This window comes from Bacillus coahuilensis m4-4 (assembly GCF_000171615.1).
Lineage (GTDB): Bacteria > Bacillota > Bacilli > Bacillales > Bacillaceae_K > Bacillus_T > Bacillus_T coahuilensis.
Genome location: NZ_ABFU01000053.3, coordinates 1 through 16894, shown reverse-complemented (window position 1 = coordinate 16894; position 16894 = coordinate 1). Strand labels below are relative to the sequence as shown.

The window sequence follows — 16894 nt, the reverse complement described above, 5'->3', positions numbered from 1 at the left end:
TTCGTATTTCCGGTTAAGTAATAAATGTAAGCGATACTACTAACCGACGAAAGGGAGAGATTGAATCATGGCACAAAACAACAACCAAAACAATGGAAAAATGTCGTATGAAGAAGCTGGAAAAAAAGGCGGACAAGCAACTTCAAACAATCATGACAAAGAATTCTACCAAGAAATCGGACAAAAAGGTGGAGAAGCTACAGCCGACAATCATGACAAAGAATTCTACCAAGAGATCGGACAAAAAGGCGGAGAAGCTACAGCCGACAATCATGACAAAGAATTCTACCAAGAGATTGGACAAAAAGGTGGAGAAGCTACTGCTAACAATCACGATAAAGATTTCTACCAAGAGATTGGTCAAAAAGGCGGACAAGCAACTTCAAACAATCATGACAAAGAGTTTTATAAAGAAATCGGTCAAAAAGGCGGAAATAATAGCGGCACTAACAACTCGTCAAATTAATACACAAAACGAGGCTGTCATCGCACAGCCTCGTTTTTATATTTTGGAAAAGTAATACGAAAGGTTGTTCCCTTTTTTATTGGATGTGAAAGATAGTTTACCGTTGTGTTCTTCTACAATAGAAGCAACAATGGTTAATCCTAATCCAGTCCCAAAATCTTTGGTAGTAAAGAAGGGTTCAAATATTTTATGTTGTAGATCCTGATTGATCCCACATCCGGTATCTTGAATTTGAATATGACACTCATCCCCGTATTCTACTAAGCGTATGACAATAGTACCTTTTACCCTAATAGATTCTATTGAATTTTTTATTTAATTGATGTAGCATTTGAGATAGCTGATGGACATTTCCATATATTTTACTAGAATCCAATGGAACCTCTAGCTGAATACTAATGTTATGAATGAGGTCATTCTGTCTTAAAGTCCCTACAGTTTCATGGAGTATATCAGAAAGGTATAATGATTTATATTTATGGGCCAGTGGGTTGGAAAGGGATAGTAACTGCCCTGTAATTTGTTCAATTTTATTTAACTCTACTGACATGATGTCAAGATAATGATTCAAAGAAGAAGACTGTTCTTGTAATAATTGTAGAAATCCTTTAACAGCTGTTAAGGGATTTCTTAGTTCATGAGCTATCCCAGCGGCTAGTCGACCAGCTGTTAGTAATTTTTCAGATTGTATCTCTTTTTCTTTAAGAAGCTTTTCTTTTGTTACATCTCTAATAATGATTTGAAAGGAAGGTTGATGATGGATTTCAAATGGCATAATGATGGTCCGTACTATCTTAGAGTGACCATTCAAATCTATGATATCTCGCTCATATCCTTCCGTAAGGTTTTTAAAATTAAGGACAGATTGGAATCGTTCTTCTAGCTCTTTATGATAGGTAGATGGAAAAAAGTTTAAAATATTTTGTCCGATTAGGTCACTGGAAGAAGTGGCCCCAAGTAGCTCAACGCCTGCTTGATTAATATAATGTAGGTGTTGATTAGTTACAAGAGCTATAGCATCTACAGAATGCTCCAGTAGCATTTCAAAGTGAGTATTTTGTAATTCAAAACAAGTACGTTTGTTTACTGTTCCTTCAGATTGTTTTATTACTACATAATCAATCCGTTTTGAGTCTATTGAGATTGGAATAATTGAACTGTGAATGGTTAATGGTCGGCCATTTGAAGTTAAGATATTTCTTATCGTATCTTTTATTCTATTATGTGTATCTAACTCAATTAAATCGTTTTTCGTATCCTTCAACGAACTCTGATGAGTAAATTGTAGGACGTCACTCCCAATTAATTGACTTACTGAATTTAATTCCAATAGGTCAAGAGCCTGTTTATTTCCATAAAAAACTTCCCTCTATGTCCTAAAAGAATAGGGAAAGGTGATTGCTCTAATCCTTCTTTTATTGAAAGTTTTTGTTCTATGTATTGCTGAAGTTCAAAAAGCATCTATCTTCACCACTTTTGTTTTTGTTTTCATTGGCTATTATAACATAGTTACTAGAGCATTTTCGTTTCTTTTTTCATATGCTTTGTTAAACTATAACGCTAGTAAATTTACGAAATAGTATCACTTACCCGAGCGTAAAACTAACCTCCGACGCCTGTATGGATGAACCTAACCATTCATCACAACTGCAAGGAGTAAATAAGATGGTCTACGTTTTGTGAGAAAAGTAACTCCATGTATCTGATTTCATGTTTTTAGAATTTAGAGCGTCGCACTCTGATTCACAAGCTTGCTGAATAAAAAACTCCAATTTATTTAAATTTAAGTCTAAGAATATAAAAGAAGCTGCGATATTCGCAACTTCTTAAATTCTTCTTACTTGAACAGGGATATTATCACCAAACGCCTTTCTAAACGTACAAAAGTTATGGGCTCTCTCAATTAATACTTGAGCTTCTTCCTTAATTACACCAAGTATTTTGACATCTATGATGATGGATAATTGATTGCCAACATCATCCTTATCCGCACTTAGAGAGACATGACTCGTCACTTCTGTTTCTTTTTCTTCCATATTTTCTACTTGAAAAGCTTGACGTAACGCATGTTGAAAACAAATACTGTACGCACAGGCCAATAGTTCTTCAGGATTTGTACCAGTAGAAGGAGTAGGTTGATCGGTTAACTCTACTGGAGTCTGATAGTTTAACTTTAGATTAGGTGATCTGACAGTACCTTCTTGACCACCGTATGCAGTTGCATATATAGAATATAACTCTTCCATGGAAAACACCTCATTTATGTTTTATAGCTACTCTATTCCCTGTTAATAAAATACAAAACAAACGAACTGGAGTAGTTGGAAGAGAATATTTGGATCGTGGAAAAGTAGCTATCATTGATGAGAAAAAACGCTTGTGAAAAAGTTCCACAAGCGCTCAAATTAAATTAACATACCAGCGATTGCAGCACTTAAAAGAGACGCTAGAGCACCCGCAAATATTGCACGAAGTCCCATTTTTGCAATGTCTCCTCTCCGGTCAGGTGCTAGGTTACCTAAACCACCTAGAAGAATTCCAAGAGAGGACACGTTAGCAAATCCACAAAGAGCGAAGGAAATAATCGCCACTGTTTTTGTGGAGAGTTGATCAATAACAGGAGCAAAATTTGAATACGCAACAAATTCATTAATCACTAGTTTTTGACCAATAAAGTTACCAGCTAGCACAGCCTCTTCCCAAGGTACACCAATGGCAAATGCCAGTGGAGCAAATACATATCCTAATACGAGCTCAAGTGATAGATCCTCTGCACCAAACCAGCCGCCAACAAATCCAAGTAATCCATTAATTAAGGCAACTAATGCAATAAATGCGAGTAACATGGCACCAATGTTTAAGGCTAATTGCAAACCAACACTCGCTCCCCTAGCTGCAGCATCTATTACATTTGTTGATTCATTGTCTGCTTCCATTTCAAAGTCTTTTGGCTCTGGAGCATCACTTGTTTCTGGAAGGAAAATCTTTGCCATAACAAGTCCTGCAGGTGCAGCCATAAAGCTAGCTGCTAATAAAAACTCAAGTGGAACCCCTAGTAATGAGTACCCAATTAATACAGATCCTGCAACAGAAGCTAAGCCTCCAGTCATGACGGCAAACAACTCTGATTCTGTCATTTTATTTAAATAGGGACGAACAATAAGCGGTGCTTCTGTTTGGCCTACAAAGATATTAGCTGCAGCCGACATAGATTCTGCTTTGCGAGTCCCAAGTAACCAAGATAATGCTCCACCTATAATGTAAATAAAGAATTGCATAACTTTTAGGTAGTAAAGAACGGAGATTAAAGCAGAAAAGAAAATAACCACTGGTAAAATGTCAAAGGCAAACACGAAGGCTATATTAGATTGTTCTGTATAAAGCCCTCCAAATAAGAACTTGGCTCCTGCATCGGAATAGCCAATAATGTTATTGACCACACTCGTTAACTGTTGTAATCCTGCTTGACCAATACTGGTTTTCAGTACAATAAAAGCAAACAATATTTGTATAGCTAGTCCAAAAAGAATTGTTCGATAATTAATTTTTGTTTTATGTTTGGAAAATAAAAAACCAATTAGTAATACGGTTAAAATACCGATAATACCCCATATGTATTGCATACTCGTCACCTCTAAAATTATTTTGTGGATGGATTTTGAATTACTTTCATTCCTACCTTCCAGTCCGTTCCGCGACTCTTGTCGGACACGGTTTTATATTTTACAATGCTAAGGAGGAATGTTCAATGGCAAACATGAATAGTGTCGAAATTTCCGGTTGTCATTGATTGTAATGGTGCTGTTTGGTTTTTGAAATTAATACGAAGGGTGAATACCATGAAAACTAGAAAGTCTGTAGTAGATGGTCATGAATTAAAAATTTTTCTTCATGAAAACAAAAAGGAGGAGCTTGTATTAATAGCAATACCCGAGTTGGAATGGTCCTATGCTCTTACCTATGAGGAAATTTCAAATGACTTTGCCTTGCTTACTGAAAGCAGGATGAAGGAAAGAGGGATCGACTCTCATGAAGCTAAAGGGTTTGCTCTACGTTTACTTCAGTGGATAAGGGAAATGTAAAAATGTCCCCTAACAATTTTTGTTAGGGGACATTTTTATATTTCACTAATTAATTCAGTAAAGACAACTAATCGTTCTTCGTAATGACCAACTGAGCGATCAAAATACCCTGTGCAAGTTATTAAATTAAGTGATTTAGTTTCAGAAGGACCGAAAATTTCATTCATCGGTGCATCTTCAGGAGAGTATTTTTGGCTGTCCTTTACTTCAAACACCAATTCTTCTCCATTTGCATTGGTGATGTGAATTTTGTCACCTGTTTTTAAATCTTTTAAATAGAAGAACACCGCAGGTCCAACCTTGCTATCAACATGTCCTGCAAGAACTGCGTTACCTGCTGAGCCAGGGGTGACACCATATTTGTACCATCCAACTTCTTCAGGATCTTCAGGTACAGCCATTCTTCCTGTATCATCCATACCATAAGGGTGAATTTCAGCTTCTACATTGATACTAGGAATTGTAATTTTCAAAGGATTAACGGGTGCGCTTGCAGGGACAAAGGAAGAAGTAGAAGAATCCTTAACAGTTGCTTGTAATTCTTCTACTTTTTCACTAATTTGCACAGGTTCTTTTTGTGTCACTTCTGTCTTTATTACATCGTTTACTGGGTTAGAACATGCAGTTATAACCCCAAATATCGTGACTATAAAAACAATATTAGTTATTTTTTTGAAATCGACGTAATCCAATAATTGAAGTTATAGCAACTCCTCCAATTAGAGCATATACCCAAAGATTAGAACTTGCAGAGTTAGCCGTACCACCCATACCTGTTTGTGGCATTTCAGAAGGCATCATCGTTGCATCTGTTAGGACAACAACCTCTAAGTTACTTGCAGTGTTTACTGCATATACACTATATACAGTATTTGCATTTAAAGTCGTACCTGATAAGTCAAGAACTTGAGTTCCATCCGTTGTTCTAATTTCTAAATCATATGTTCCAGCATCTAACTCAGAATAATCCGTTACATCTTTGAAGTTAGCTCCACTGAATAATGCATCTCCACCAATTAGACCGACATCAACTGTTGGTGCATCAGGAGAAAAGTGACCAACACGTACTTTCGTTTTCCTTCTTCAACCATCATCGTATCCGTTGTAACAGATAACTCTAGATTTGTTAAATCATTAATTGCAGCAACTGTATACGCTTGCCCAGCCATAACTTCTAGTTCTGTGCTAATAACCGCATTTGACATATCACCAGCAGGATAAATTTCAACCATATGTTTTCCAGCAGGTAATTCTAAGTAATCTGTTGCATCTTTAAATTCCGCGCCTTCAACAACTGCATCTCCGTTTACATAAACATCAACCGCTGGTGCGTCAGGTGATGCGTGAAAAATTCTCACCATCGCATTTTCTGCTGCACTTGCAAAATTTGCAAATGCTAAGGATAAAACTAGTGCAATTACCGATAAACCAAACTTTTTCATTCGTTCCACTCTCCTCCAAAATATGTACAAGTTAAAAGATTAACTTGCCAACACAGGAATAATTTTCTGTGCTTTCAGAGTTTAAACTGCCCCTTTATTAAATACCTAAACATTTTTCAGCACATTCAAGAAACAGTTGAATGTTTAGACAGAAAGTCATATGATGAAACAATGAGTGATTTAAGTAAATTAGTGATTAACAGTAAGGGGATTTTTCATGACAAATCAATTTGAATCGAATGTTCAATCAAGAAGAACATTTGCTATCATATCTCACCCTGACGCAGGGAAAACAACATTAACGGAACAGCTTCTTTTTATTTGGAGGAGCCATTCGTGATGCAGGGACGGTAAAAGGTAAAAAAACGGGAAAATTTGCGACATCTGACTGGATGGAGATTGAGAAGCAAAGAGGAATTTCTGTTACTTCTTCAGTTATGCAGTTTTCATATGATGATTATCATGTAAACATTTTGGATACACCTGGTCACCAAGATTTTAGTGAAGATACGTACAGAACATTAATGGCGGTTGATAGTGCTGTTATGATTATTGACTCAGCAAAAGGGATCGAGCCACAAACGTTAAAATTATTCAAAGTATGTAAGTTAAGAGGAATTCCAATCTTTACGTTTATCAATAAGTTAGACCGTCAAGGGAAGGATCCACTTGCTTTACTTGAAGAGTTAGAAGAAGTTCTAGGTATTCAATCTTACCCAATGAACTGGCCGATTGGGATGGGAAAAGAGTTTCTTGGTGTATATGATCGCTATCGTAATCGTATTGAATATTCAAAAACGGAAGGGCACGATCGATTCATTCCATTAAATTCGGATGGAGAAATTGATGGGGATCATCCAATTAAGCAAGATCCTCTATATGATCAATTACTAGAAGAGGTCTTGCTATTGAACGAAGCTGGTAATGAGTTTTCAAAAGAGAGAATTGCAAATGGTGAGTTAACACCTGTATTTTTTGGTAGTGCCTTAACGAATTTTGGTGTTCAGACGTTTCTAGAATCTTATTTGGAATTTGCTCCTTCTCCTCAGCCAAGAAAAACAGAAGAAGGGGAATATGTTTCGCCTTTGAACGAGACTTTTTCAGGATTTATTTTTAAGATACAAGCAAATATGAATCCTGCCCACCGGGACCGAATCGCATTCCTACGGATTTGTTCTGGACAATTCGAAAGAGGAATGCAAGTAACTATACCTCGAACGGGTAAGACAATTAGGTTATCTCAATCTACACAATTCCTTGCTGATGATCGGACAACTGTAAATGACGCCGTGAGTGGAGATATTATCGGAATATATGATACAGGTAACTACCAAATTGGCGATACGCTAATCGGAGGAAAGGATTCCTATCATTTTGAGAAGCTCCCTCAATTTACACCGGAATTGTTTATGAAAGTGACAGCGAAGAACGTAATGAAGCAAAAGCACTTCTATAAAGGTATTGACCAGCTTGTTCAAGAAGGGGCTATTCAGTACTACCGAACACTTCGAACGGAAGAGATCATTCTTGGTGCTGTTGGTCAATTACAATTCGAGGTATTTGAGCATCGTATGAAAAACGAATATAATGTTGATGTTGTTATGCAAAATGTAGGAAATAAAATTGCAAGATGGATTGAAAATGAAAAAGACGTGAATGAAAATATGAGTTCGTCAAGAAGTTTGTTAGTGAAGGACCGTGTTGGTCAACTTGTCTTCTTGTTCGAAAATGATTTTGCTTTACGCTGGTTCCAGGATAAACATCCTTCCATTCGTTTATATAGTTTAATCTAAAAACTAAAAGTCCTGTTCTATTATCCTATAAGTAACAGGACTTTTTCTAACAATATTGGGTTATAGAGTCATTCACAAAGTAAATCATTTATCAATATTGGATTCGTATTTTTGCAAGGTACAGTAGGGTTAGTTAAAATAGGTATTAAGTACTAAGTTGGAAGGAGATTCTGTAATGCACACTTTGCAATCTTGTATACATTGTAGTCTTACTATTTCTCTCCCAGATTCAGGATACATGATTATGGGTGAATATAAACAAAACGATCACAACCGTATTTTAACTAAAGAGAGTCAGTCAACCATTGCTTATCAATCGATCTCTCAATTGAAAGATATAATTAAGGTCGCACTTGACCAAAATATTGAAACAGTAACCATCCAAAAACATAGAAACGAATCTCCACATACCTATTCAACTAAACAGCTTGCATTATACATACAACATTTCGAAGAGTTGCAAATGATTCAGTCAGAGGAACTGGTAAGCTATATACAGCCCATACTAACACTTGAAACAAATAAGTTATTTGGATATGAGTCACTGTTACGGTCTAATAATCCAGCGATTTCATTTAATCCTGGACGACTTTTCGAGGTAGCCAATACATTAGGTTTGAATTCTTTTCTTGATAAAAAAGCAAGAGAATTAGCCATTAAGGCGAGGATGAATCAAATACCTAAAGGAGTCAAGAGTTTTATCAATTTCCTCCCTTCAACGATATACAATCCAGAATTTTGCCTTATGCATACTTTTCAGGTAGTGGAAAAATATCAGGTCGATCCTAATGATCTAGTTTTTGAAGTTGTAGAAACGGAAAATATTAAAGATATAGACCACTTAAAATTGGTGCTAGATACGTATCGAAGAGAAGGTATGAAAGTTGCTTTAGATGATGTAGGATCAGGTTTTAGTACAATTGAAATGCTCACACTATTACAACCAGATATAGTCAAAGTAGACCGTCATTATATTTCACACTGTGATAAAGATGACAACAAACAACAGTTTCTAAAACAAGTCATAGAAAGAGCAAATTTACTAGGAATTACAACCCTTGCAGAAGGAATAGAGAGAAAAGAAGAGGTAGAGGTCTTAAAACAATTAGGTTTTCATTTAGGTCAAGGGTACTTCTTCGGTAAACCGTCTCCAACAGTTGAATACTTTCAATTGGCTTAAGAAACAATTAGTAAAGGACAAAAAAGAAAACAAAGTCTTCTAGTATAAGAAGTACTTTGTTTCTTTTCTTATACTCAGTTCAGTAGTTTTGGGAATTAGGATATTTCTCGGTTGATGACGTTTGATCGAAAAGCATATTTATTTTGTTGCAATAGGGCGAGGGCTAAAAAGCTTTTTTTATAAAAGAGATTTTAAATTTGTGAAGCACTAACTCTTTCGCTATAGTAAAGGAATAAAAGATACGGATGGATTGAAAGGAGAATAAGGGTGAAAATTAGTCATTTTTCTATTAGGCGACCGGTTTTTACAACGGTGACAATGTTTTTAATATTAATCTTAGGAGTCGTGTCTCTAACTAGGATACCGTTAAAATTAATTCCAGATTTAAATCCTCCAGTTGGAGTGGTTGTCACAACCTATCAAGGAGCAGGACCAACTGAGGTAGTTGAAAAGGTAACAAAACCACTAGAACAAAGCTTAGCAACCTTACCCGGAATCCAAGATATCACATCGACTTCCCAAGAAGGTTCAAACTTTATACTCTTAGAGTTTTCTTGGTCCACTTCCATTGATGAAATTCAAAATGAAGTGCTTCAGAGAATCGATCAAGCTCCTTTACCTGATGATGCAGAAAAGCCAAGGTTCTTAAAATTTGATCCTGCTCAATTCCCAATTATTCAAGTATCTCTAGAAAGTGATAAAGAGGAAGAATTGAATGAATTAGCGGAAGAACTTCAATTAGAATTAACTCGAGTTGAGGGTGTAGCAAATGTTAATGTCTCAGGCTCCTTTGGTGAAGAAATTAGAATTGAATTAGAACAAGATGCTTTAGAAGAAAATCAATTAACACAACAAGATGTGGTCTCTGTTATTGGTGCCAATAATGTTTCCATGCCTGGAGATTCAATTATTAGTGACGGTAAATCTTTAACTACGAGAATTTTAAGCGAATTAACGACTACATCAGATATTGAAAATATTATCCTACTAAAGAACCCTGTAACGAACGAAGATATTACGATTAAAGACATCGGTACTGTTACGTTGCAGGAAGAGGAATCACAGTCCATTACTAGAAGCAACCAAAATCCTTCTGTTTTGTTAAGCGTGCTTCAAGAGTCTGATGCGAATACTGCTGACGTCTCAGATAGATTTCAGGAAGAATTGTCCCTTTTATTAGAGGAGGATCGATTCCAATCAGTCAAAAGTGACATCATTTTTGACCAAGGTGATTACATACAAGTAGCAATTGGAAATATTACAAACACGCTCTTATTAGGTGGTACGTTTGCCATGCTTGTGTTATTTCTTTTTTTAAGGAATATTAAAAGTCCTCTTATCATTGGGGTGGCTATTCCGTATTCAGTTATTGTAACGTTTGTACTTATGTATTTTTCAGATTTTGCCTTAAACATTATGACTCTAGGGGCACTAGCGCTAGGGATCGGAATGCTAGTGGACAATGCTATTGTTGTCATTGAAAATATTTACAGACATTTATCCTTGGGGAAAGATCCAAAGGAAGCGGCAAAAGATGGTGCTAAAGAAGTTGGAGCTGCCATAACTGCTTCAACATTTACGACCATTGCAGTCTTCTTACCTGTTGTATTTATTACGGGAATTATAGGAGAATTGTTTACTGAATTTGCTCTAACAATATCCTTTAGCTTATTTGCTTCACTAATTGTAGCGCTAACGGTTATTCCTATGCTCGCTAGCATTTGGTTAAAGCCTATAAAAGGTGATTTTGAGACAACAAGAAGAAGGTCGAAAAGTTTTAATCGTTTAGAACGCTCAATTAAATGGGTGCTGCACCACCGTTTCATAGTATTTTTGCTTACGACTTTACTATTAGTAGCTAGCGGATTTGGTCTAACAAGAGTTGGTACTCAATTCTTACCAGCAACAGATGAAGGATTCTTTACAATAAGTGTGGAACTAGAAAATGGAACAGCTCTGCCAAGAACTGAGGAAGTAGTTAGAAAGCTCGAAGAAGTTCTAGAGAAGCAAGAAGCCATAGATTTATACGTTAGTTTAATTGGTTCAACTCAAGAACGTTCATTCCAAGGTACTGGACAATCCAATATTGCAGAACTATATGTAAATTTAGTTCCTCTTGAGAAAAGGGATATATCTATTTTTGAATTTACAGACGAGTTAAAAGAAGAGCTTGAACCTGTGCTGCTTGAAGAGCAAGAAGGTGCTTCGCTTTCCTTTAATTTACAAAGTACGTCTGGGACCTCTCCTCAATCATTGTCTTTTACAGTCCAAGATTTAAATAAAGAAAGATTAGATGCCGGCGCCATGAAGTTAGTGGATCGCTTACAAGAAGTTGAGGGTATTACATCAGTTTCTACTAATCAGATGGAAAAAATAGAAGAAGTACACATGACAATAAATCGTGATGAAGTAGTAAATAAGGGACTAACCCCAGCTGCTGTTGCGAATGTTGTCAATACAGTAACTAGAGGTGTTACCGCTACACAAATCGTTTCAGATACCTCTGATGTTATTCCAGTTGTGGTGCAATATGATGCTGAAATAATGGAAGATGTGAATGCTTTAAAAAAGTTAAAACTCAAAACTCCTTCAGCTGGTTATATTACTCTTGATGAAATTGCGGAAATTCAAACAAAGGAGGGCCCTGTCAGTATAGATCGTATAAACCAACAAGATGCAGTTGAGTTTTCGTTAACGTACGAAGCTACATTAGATTTAGGTACGATTTCAAGTAGAGTAGACGAAGCCATTGCTTCATTAGAACTTCCATCTCAAACGTTAATTAAGTTTGGTGGGGATCGTGAATTGTTAGAGGATTCGATTGATGATATGGTATTGGCTATCATTTTAGCTATCGTACTTGTATATATTGTTATGAGTGCGCAATTTGAGTCCTTCAAATATCCGTTTGTCATCATGTTTACAGTGCCTCTTATGATCATTGGAGTAAGCTTTGCCTTATTGATTACAAATACTGAGATAAGCATTACGTCTATAATTGGGGTCATTGTACTGGCAGGAATAGTTGTTAACAATGCTATTGTCATTGTAGACTATATTAACCAACGTAAGGCATCTGGAATGAATTCCTATGATGCCATTGTAGAATCGGTTAAAGATCGAGCTCGACCTATCTTTATGACAGCTGCAACTACTATATTAGGTTTACTACCCTTGGCCATTGGAATTGGAGAAGGGACAGAAATAAATCAGCCAATGGGTATTACGGTAATAGGTGGATTATTATCATCGACCCTATTGACGTTATATATTATCCCAGCAGTATACAGCTTAATTGATAAAGATACTCGAAGTATGAAGAAATGGAAGAATCAATAGGAAATTTAAAGAGAATGTAAATTATGTATTCACTGTTAAAATTCGCTTTCGAGCGAATTTTTTCTTGTTTTTGTAAGAAAATTCAGTATACAATGTTAAAAAAGGAGGTCATATTTATGTCAGTCCACTTCATTACAGGCTTTCCGGGTTTTCTAAGTGAACAATTGATAAAGCAATTGTTACTAAAAAAGCCATGCAAAATATATTGTTTATGCCTTCATAAAATGAAACAAAAAGCACAAAGAGTAAAAGAGCGACTCATATATGAGACGGGTTCTGATGCATCGCAAATCACCATTCTTTTAGGCGATATAACGAAGCCTAACTTAGGTCTCTCTACTTCTTTGAAAAGAAAGATGCAAGAGCAGGTAAGAATGGTATGGCATTTGGCAGCAATTTATGACATTGCAACAAAAAAGGAAATGGCATATGAAGTGAATGTAATAGGGACTAGAAATGTGAATGAGTTTGTTTTAGCTATTAAGAATCTAGATAGGTATATGTATTTTAGTACAGCTTATGTGGCGGGTACTCGCGCAGGAACGATATTAGAAGAGGAGTTGATACAGCCTCCATCTTTTTATAATTATTACGAAGAGACTAAGTATTTTGCGGAATGTTTAGTTCAACCTTTAAAAGATGCCATTCCTATTACCATAATTCGTCCAAGTATCGTTTGGGGACATAGTCTTACGGGAGAAACAACTAAGTTTGATGGACCATATTTTCTTCTAAACATGTTCGATCGATTATCGTTCTTGCCATATTATCCGTCGATTGGGAATCCAGACACCGTTATCAACGTCGTACCCTTTGATTATGTTATTGATTCCTCCATTTTTTTGAGCGAATTAAATGAAGCAAGTGGTAAAACGTATCACCTTGTAGACCCAAACCCAGAAAATGTAAGGAGCTTTTATCAGTTATTGTTGCATTCTATGCTAAATAAGGAGACGAAGGGTTCGATCCCATCATGGGTGTTAACTGGTGTTTTTTCATTAAAGATGGCAAGAAAATACTTTAGGGTTGAAAAAGAATCAATTGTTTATTTCAAACATACGGGTCTTTTTAATTGTGATAACACGTTAAAGGCTTTATCCTTGTCTGGTATAACCTGTGCATCTATTAAAGATATCGTTCCGACAGTTGTAGAGTACTATCAGCAAAATAAACAAAATAACAGTTATCATATTTCTTATGAATAACCTAGCATGTTCTTCCTATAAATGGATATTATAATGAAATAGGAGGAACTATCCCATGAATAAAAAAATTAGAAACGATTCTGTGGAGCATTGCATTACCAGGCTTTGCTCAACTGTTGAATAAAGAGTTTTTAAAGGGGTTTTTATTCGTCATACTGGAATTTATCATTAATGTGAATAGCCATTTCAATAGAGCGATTATGCTAAGTTTTCTAGGTGACATTGATCAAGCTTTTGAAGTATTAGACTTTGGATGGATACTTTTTTTATTCCTTGTCTGTACTTTTTTGCCATGTGGGATGCCTATCGTTCAGTATTACAGCAGTTAAAGGAGGAAATTGCCTATCAATTTATTCCGTTTGTTAGTTGTGCTTATTTTGTTACGGTCGGAATTATGTTCTCCCCAAGGGTTCAACTATTTCATTATCATTTAGGTCCTATTTTTACCCCTATGTTATTTGTCATACCAGGAGCATCAATAGGTCTTTTTGCTCAGTTTTTGCTTTCGCGTAGGAAATAATCTCCTTTTAATCCTTCGTTTATTACCCCCTAAAACTAATTTTATCATCCGTATGTTATATTGAGCGCAAAATAGTATGAAAATGAAGTGGCAAACAATCTTTCTTATAGTTCTTTCGCACTATATATTCGAATCTTTTTTACGATAATCTGTTACTGTTTTACTATTTTTTTACTATTCTTTTCCCTCTTCCTCCCTAAATCAAATGGTGTCGAATGGTGCTATAATTGTTCAGGGGAAAGGGTGAGAGCATGATCATCTCTTTAATATTTAAACTGTCTGATTTAACGAGGCGTAAAAATAGATCATTAGAAGAAACTGCGCTTCTTATTCAAGGTGGAGAAGATAGTTTGCTTGATGAAACCCTTGAAGCTTATAAGCCATTTATTAAGAAAGTGGTTTCAAGGGTCTGTAAGCGATATATACACGAAACAGATGATGAGTTTAGTGTTGGTTTATGGGCATTTCACGAAGCTATTATGAAGTACGATTCAAATAAAGGATCTTCTTTACTTAGCTTTTCTGATGTAATCATTACGAGAAAAGTAATTGATTACATTCGAAAGGAAAGTAAGGACCAACATCTAAGTCTAACAGCACTTGAAAAAGAAGACGAAAAAGATCAGGTATTTAATCCAATCGTAGATAAATTATCAATTGAACATCAAAAACATCAAGATCAGGCGTTAGCTAGAAGAGAAGAAATTAATGAATATACAATGATCCTTAAAGAATATGGTTTAACATTACAGGACGTCGTAAAACATTCACCAAAACATGAAGATGCCAGACTAAATGCGTTTCAAATCGCTCAATTAATTATAGAGCGTGAAGAGCTATTAGGTTACTTAAGAGAGAAAAAAGATTACCTATGAAAGAGCTCGAAGAATTAGCATCAGTTAGTCGAAAAACGATAGAAAGAAATAGAAAATATATAATAGCCGTAACAATCATACTTTCAGAACAATTCTATTATTTGCGTGATTACTTAAAGGGGCGGTTATGATATGAATAAAGGGATTATTATGGAAGTGCACAATCGTTATCTAATCCTTTTAACATCTGAAGGGGAATTKGTAAAAGGAAAAAAGCGAGATGGGGTTCATGTTGGAGAAGAGATAGTTTTTCATCATTTTCGTGAACCTCTTTATACGCAGTTTTCAAATGTAATGACGATCCTTCCAAAACCAGTATTAATGATGGTTGCTTCCATTGTATTTGTATTTGCAATTTTATATCCTACTTTCAATCAAAAGAGTGTTTATGCATATGTCTCAATGGAAACGAATATCTTTGTTGAATTTGAGGTAGATGAGCATTTACATGTTTTAGACATTTATACTAAGGACGTCGATACAAGGAAGCTAATAGCACAACTGGATTGGAAAGGTAAAGATGTAAGCGAAGTAATTACCTCTATTTTAGAAGAAAGTGAAATAGTAGGGTTAATCAATTCAGCTGATAATATACTTGTTACTAGTGTATTTGTTAAAAATAATTCTACTCATGATGATGTTCTTTCTGAAATAGAACAAGTGAGATCGTCTCATGAAAATTTAGACTATGTTGAGGGAACAATAGAAGAGCGAACTATGGCTCAGGAGCAAGGGGTATCAACTGGGGAATACTTAAAAACCCAACTAGAAAACTCAGAACCAAATATAGAAACGAATCAACCTGAAAATAATGGAGATAAAACTTCAGATTCTTCTTTTCAAGATATTAAAGTCACAGCTTCAAATGATTTACTTAAAATCTCAAGTGAGCAAGAAGATATTGACATTAGCAAAGATAAAGATATAGGTGGAATTTCAATTGAAATGCCTGAAAGTAACTTGAGCACTAATAAGAGTAAAGAAACAGAACAATCAACTCATCGTGAGCTATCTAAGGCAGAACGTGAAGAGAAGAAAGAACAGAAGAAGCAAGAACGTGAAGAGAAGAAAGAACAGAAGAAGCAAGAGCGTGCAGAGAAGAAAGAGCGAAAAGAAAAGAAAGAACAGAAGAAGCAAGAGCGTGAAGACTAGAAAATACCTAATTTGCAAGAGTAATCAAAAACAACGAGATCTTATGAGGTCTCGTTGTTTTTTGTTATGTGTACGTTATTACTAATGTTTTAGTATTGAGTACCTTTTAAAGACTCTTGCGCTTGCTTTACTAATCTTTTAGTAATCTCTCCACCAACTGACCCATTAGATCGGGCAACAGTATCAGAACCTAGTGTAACACCAAACTCTTGAGCAATTTCATACTTAATCTGATCCAAATACTGCTCCACACCAGGTACAACTAATTTATTTGAACGACTCATACTATTCACTCCCAAAATTTTAATATTGTTGCTTACCTATAGTGTAAACCACTCCCCAACAAACCATCCTGAAAATAATTTCCTATTATAAAAGCGGAGCCGACTGTTTAGGGGCGTATGGATTGGAGGGGTTGTCATCAAAATAAAGGAAACACGAAGAGCGCCAGCGATTCGATGTTGACTTATTGAAGGTGACAACACCGGAAATCCAATAGCCCCTAGGAGGCGGAGCTGGACAAAGAAAAGCTGAAGCGGCTCGTTCAGCCCCGACAAGCATAGAGGTGGCATTCCGAAAGGCGTACTTTGCCTTTTGGAAGGTCGCCACTATGTCTCGAGGGGCTAGCCGCTGAAGATGGACATGAAGAAAAGCGGAGCCGACTGTTTAGGGGCGTATGGATTGAAGGTGACAACACCGGAAATCCAATAGCCCCTAGGAGGCAGAGCTAGACAAAACGAAAAGCTGAAGTGGCTCGTTCAGTCCCGACAAGCATAGAGGGGCATTCCGAAAGGCGTACTTTGCCTTTTGGAAGCTCACCACTATGTCTCGAAGGGCTAG

At 36.1% G+C, this 16894-nt stretch carries 15 protein-coding genes and 4 pseudogenes; 9 read left to right on the top strand and 10 right to left on the bottom strand.

What is annotated here, in order from left to right:
- The first annotated feature begins 67 nt into the window (after positions 1-67).
- Entirely contained in the window at positions 68-466 is a 399-nt protein-coding gene (gsiB, locus tag M44_RS13735) for a glucose starvation-inducible protein GsiB (RefSeq protein WP_010174483.1), read from the top strand.
- 36 nt (positions 467-502) lie between these two features.
- Here the strand turns inward: gsiB and M44_RS29995 are convergent, their stop codons facing one another.
- The 5 genes and pseudogenes from M44_RS29995 to M44_RS13715 form a co-directional block, all read right to left on the bottom strand.
- Complete coding sequence (locus M44_RS29995) at positions 503-736, bottom strand: ATP-binding protein (protein ID WP_420167115.1); 234 nt, start codon at positions 734-736, stop codon at positions 503-505.
- Between the two features lie 19 nt (positions 737-755).
- Positions 756-1157, bottom strand: a complete 402-nt coding sequence (locus M44_RS29550) for a histidine kinase dimerization/phospho-acceptor domain-containing protein (RefSeq protein WP_337444117.1) — start codon at positions 1155-1157, stop codon at positions 756-758.
- Between the two features lie 18 nt (positions 1158-1175).
- A pseudogene (locus M44_RS29545) lies at positions 1176-1817 on the bottom strand (PAS domain S-box protein); the annotation flags it as partial.
- A gap of 475 nt (positions 1818-2292) precedes the next feature.
- A complete protein-coding gene (locus tag M44_RS23315; RefSeq protein WP_010174480.1) occupies positions 2293-2712 on the bottom strand; it encodes an Ohr family peroxiredoxin in 420 nt (139 codons plus the stop codon).
- A 159-nt stretch (positions 2713-2871) separates the two neighbouring features.
- Positions 2872-4089, bottom strand: a complete 1218-nt coding sequence (locus M44_RS13715; protein ID WP_010174479.1) for a NupC/NupG family nucleoside CNT transporter — start codon at positions 4087-4089, stop codon at positions 2872-2874.
- Between the two features lie 216 nt (positions 4090-4305).
- On the opposite strand from M44_RS13715, the gene M44_RS13710 reads away from it, so the two are divergent.
- Positions 4306-4548, top strand: coding sequence for a YueH family protein (locus M44_RS13710; RefSeq protein ID WP_010174478.1), 243 nt, complete (start codon positions 4306-4308; stop codon positions 4546-4548).
- A 35-nt stretch (positions 4549-4583) separates the two neighbouring features.
- Here the strand turns inward: M44_RS13710 and M44_RS25465 are convergent, their stop codons facing one another.
- The 4 genes and pseudogenes from M44_RS25465 to M44_RS28335 form a co-directional block, all read right to left on the bottom strand.
- A complete protein-coding gene (locus M44_RS25465) occupies positions 4584-5132 on the bottom strand; it encodes a class F sortase (protein WP_237705292.1) in 549 nt (182 codons plus the stop codon).
- 76 nt (positions 5133-5208) lie between these two features.
- Complete coding sequence (locus tag M44_RS28345) at positions 5209-5349, bottom strand: hypothetical protein (protein ID WP_010174476.1); 141 nt, start codon at positions 5347-5349, stop codon at positions 5209-5211.
- Between the two features lie 54 nt (positions 5350-5403).
- Positions 5404-5565, bottom strand: a pseudogene (locus tag M44_RS28340) (DUF4397 domain-containing protein); the annotation flags it as partial.
- Positions 5565-5990, bottom strand: a complete 426-nt coding sequence (locus M44_RS28335) for a DUF4397 domain-containing protein (RefSeq protein WP_010174475.1) — start codon at positions 5988-5990, stop codon at positions 5565-5567. The pseudogene M44_RS28340 and the gene M44_RS28335, both read right to left, overlap by 1 nt.
- Positions 5991-6207: 217 nt before the next feature.
- Here M44_RS28335 and M44_RS23300 point away from each other — a divergent pair.
- The 7 genes and pseudogenes from M44_RS23300 (at position 6208) to M44_RS13665 (ending at position 16054) form a co-directional block, all read left to right on the top strand.
- Positions 6208-7783 (top strand): annotated as a pseudogene (locus M44_RS23300) (peptide chain release factor 3).
- 244 nt (positions 7784-8027) lie between these two features.
- Positions 8028-8963, top strand: a complete 936-nt coding sequence (locus M44_RS13690; protein ID WP_010174472.1) for an EAL domain-containing protein — start codon at positions 8028-8030, stop codon at positions 8961-8963.
- 267 nt (positions 8964-9230) lie between these two features.
- Complete coding sequence (locus tag M44_RS13685; protein ID WP_010174471.1) at positions 9231-12302, top strand: efflux RND transporter permease subunit; 3072 nt, start codon at positions 9231-9233, stop codon at positions 12300-12302.
- A gap of 116 nt (positions 12303-12418) precedes the next feature.
- A complete protein-coding gene (locus M44_RS13680) occupies positions 12419-13507 on the top strand; it encodes an SDR family oxidoreductase (RefSeq protein WP_010174470.1) in 1089 nt (362 codons plus the stop codon).
- Between the two features lie 59 nt (positions 13508-13566).
- Positions 13567-14027 (top strand): annotated as a pseudogene (locus M44_RS29990) (hypothetical protein).
- Positions 14028-14278: 251 nt separating this feature from the next.
- Positions 14279-14902, top strand: coding sequence for a sigma factor (locus M44_RS23290; protein ID WP_010174468.1), 624 nt, complete (start codon positions 14279-14281; stop codon positions 14900-14902).
- A gap of 132 nt (positions 14903-15034) precedes the next feature.
- Positions 15035-16054, top strand: coding sequence for an anti-sigma factor domain-containing protein (locus M44_RS13665; protein ID WP_010174467.1), 1020 nt, complete (start codon positions 15035-15037; stop codon positions 16052-16054).
- 89 nt (positions 16055-16143) lie between these two features.
- Here the strand turns inward: M44_RS13665 and M44_RS13660 are convergent, their stop codons facing one another.
- Positions 16144-16338 carry an alpha/beta-type small acid-soluble spore protein gene (locus tag M44_RS13660; RefSeq protein WP_010174466.1) on the bottom strand — a complete coding sequence of 65 codons (195 nt, stop codon included), beginning with the start codon at positions 16336-16338 and terminating at the stop codon, positions 16144-16146.
- Between the last annotated feature and the right edge of the window lie 556 nt (positions 16339-16894).

What these genes read in the sequence shown, in the direction of transcription:
- gsiB (WP_010174483.1), top strand. Translation starts at nt 68, where the DNA reads ATGGCACAAAACAACAACCAAAACAATGGAAAAATGTCGTATGAAGAA.
- M44_RS23315 (WP_010174480.1), bottom strand. Translation starts at nt 2,712, where the DNA reads ATGGAAGAGTTATATTCTATATATGCAACTGCATACGGTGGTCAAGAA.
- M44_RS28335 (WP_010174475.1), bottom strand. Translation starts at nt 5,990, where the DNA reads ATGAAAAAGTTTGGTTTATCGGTAATTGCACTAGTTTTATCCTTAGCA.
- M44_RS13690 (WP_010174472.1), top strand. Translation starts at nt 8,028, where the DNA reads ATGGGTGAATATAAACAAAACGATCACAACCGTATTTTAACTAAAGAG.
- M44_RS23290 (WP_010174468.1), top strand. Translation starts at nt 14,279, where the DNA reads ATGATCATCTCTTTAATATTTAAACTGTCTGATTTAACGAGGCGTAAA.
- M44_RS13660 (WP_010174466.1), bottom strand. Translation starts at nt 16,338, where the DNA reads ATGAGTCGTTCAAATAAATTAGTTGTACCTGGTGTGGAGCAGTATTTG.
- M44_RS28345 (WP_010174476.1), bottom strand. Translation starts at nt 5,349, where the DNA reads ATGATGCCTTCTGAAATGCCACAAACAGGTATGGGTGGTACGGCTAAC.
- M44_RS13710 (WP_010174478.1), top strand. Translation starts at nt 4,306, where the DNA reads ATGAAAACTAGAAAGTCTGTAGTAGATGGTCATGAATTAAAAATTTTT.
- M44_RS13715 (WP_010174479.1), bottom strand. Translation starts at nt 4,089, where the DNA reads ATGCAATACATATGGGGTATTATCGGTATTTTAACCGTATTACTAATT.
- M44_RS13680 (WP_010174470.1), top strand. Translation starts at nt 12,419, where the DNA reads ATGTCAGTCCACTTCATTACAGGCTTTCCGGGTTTTCTAAGTGAACAA.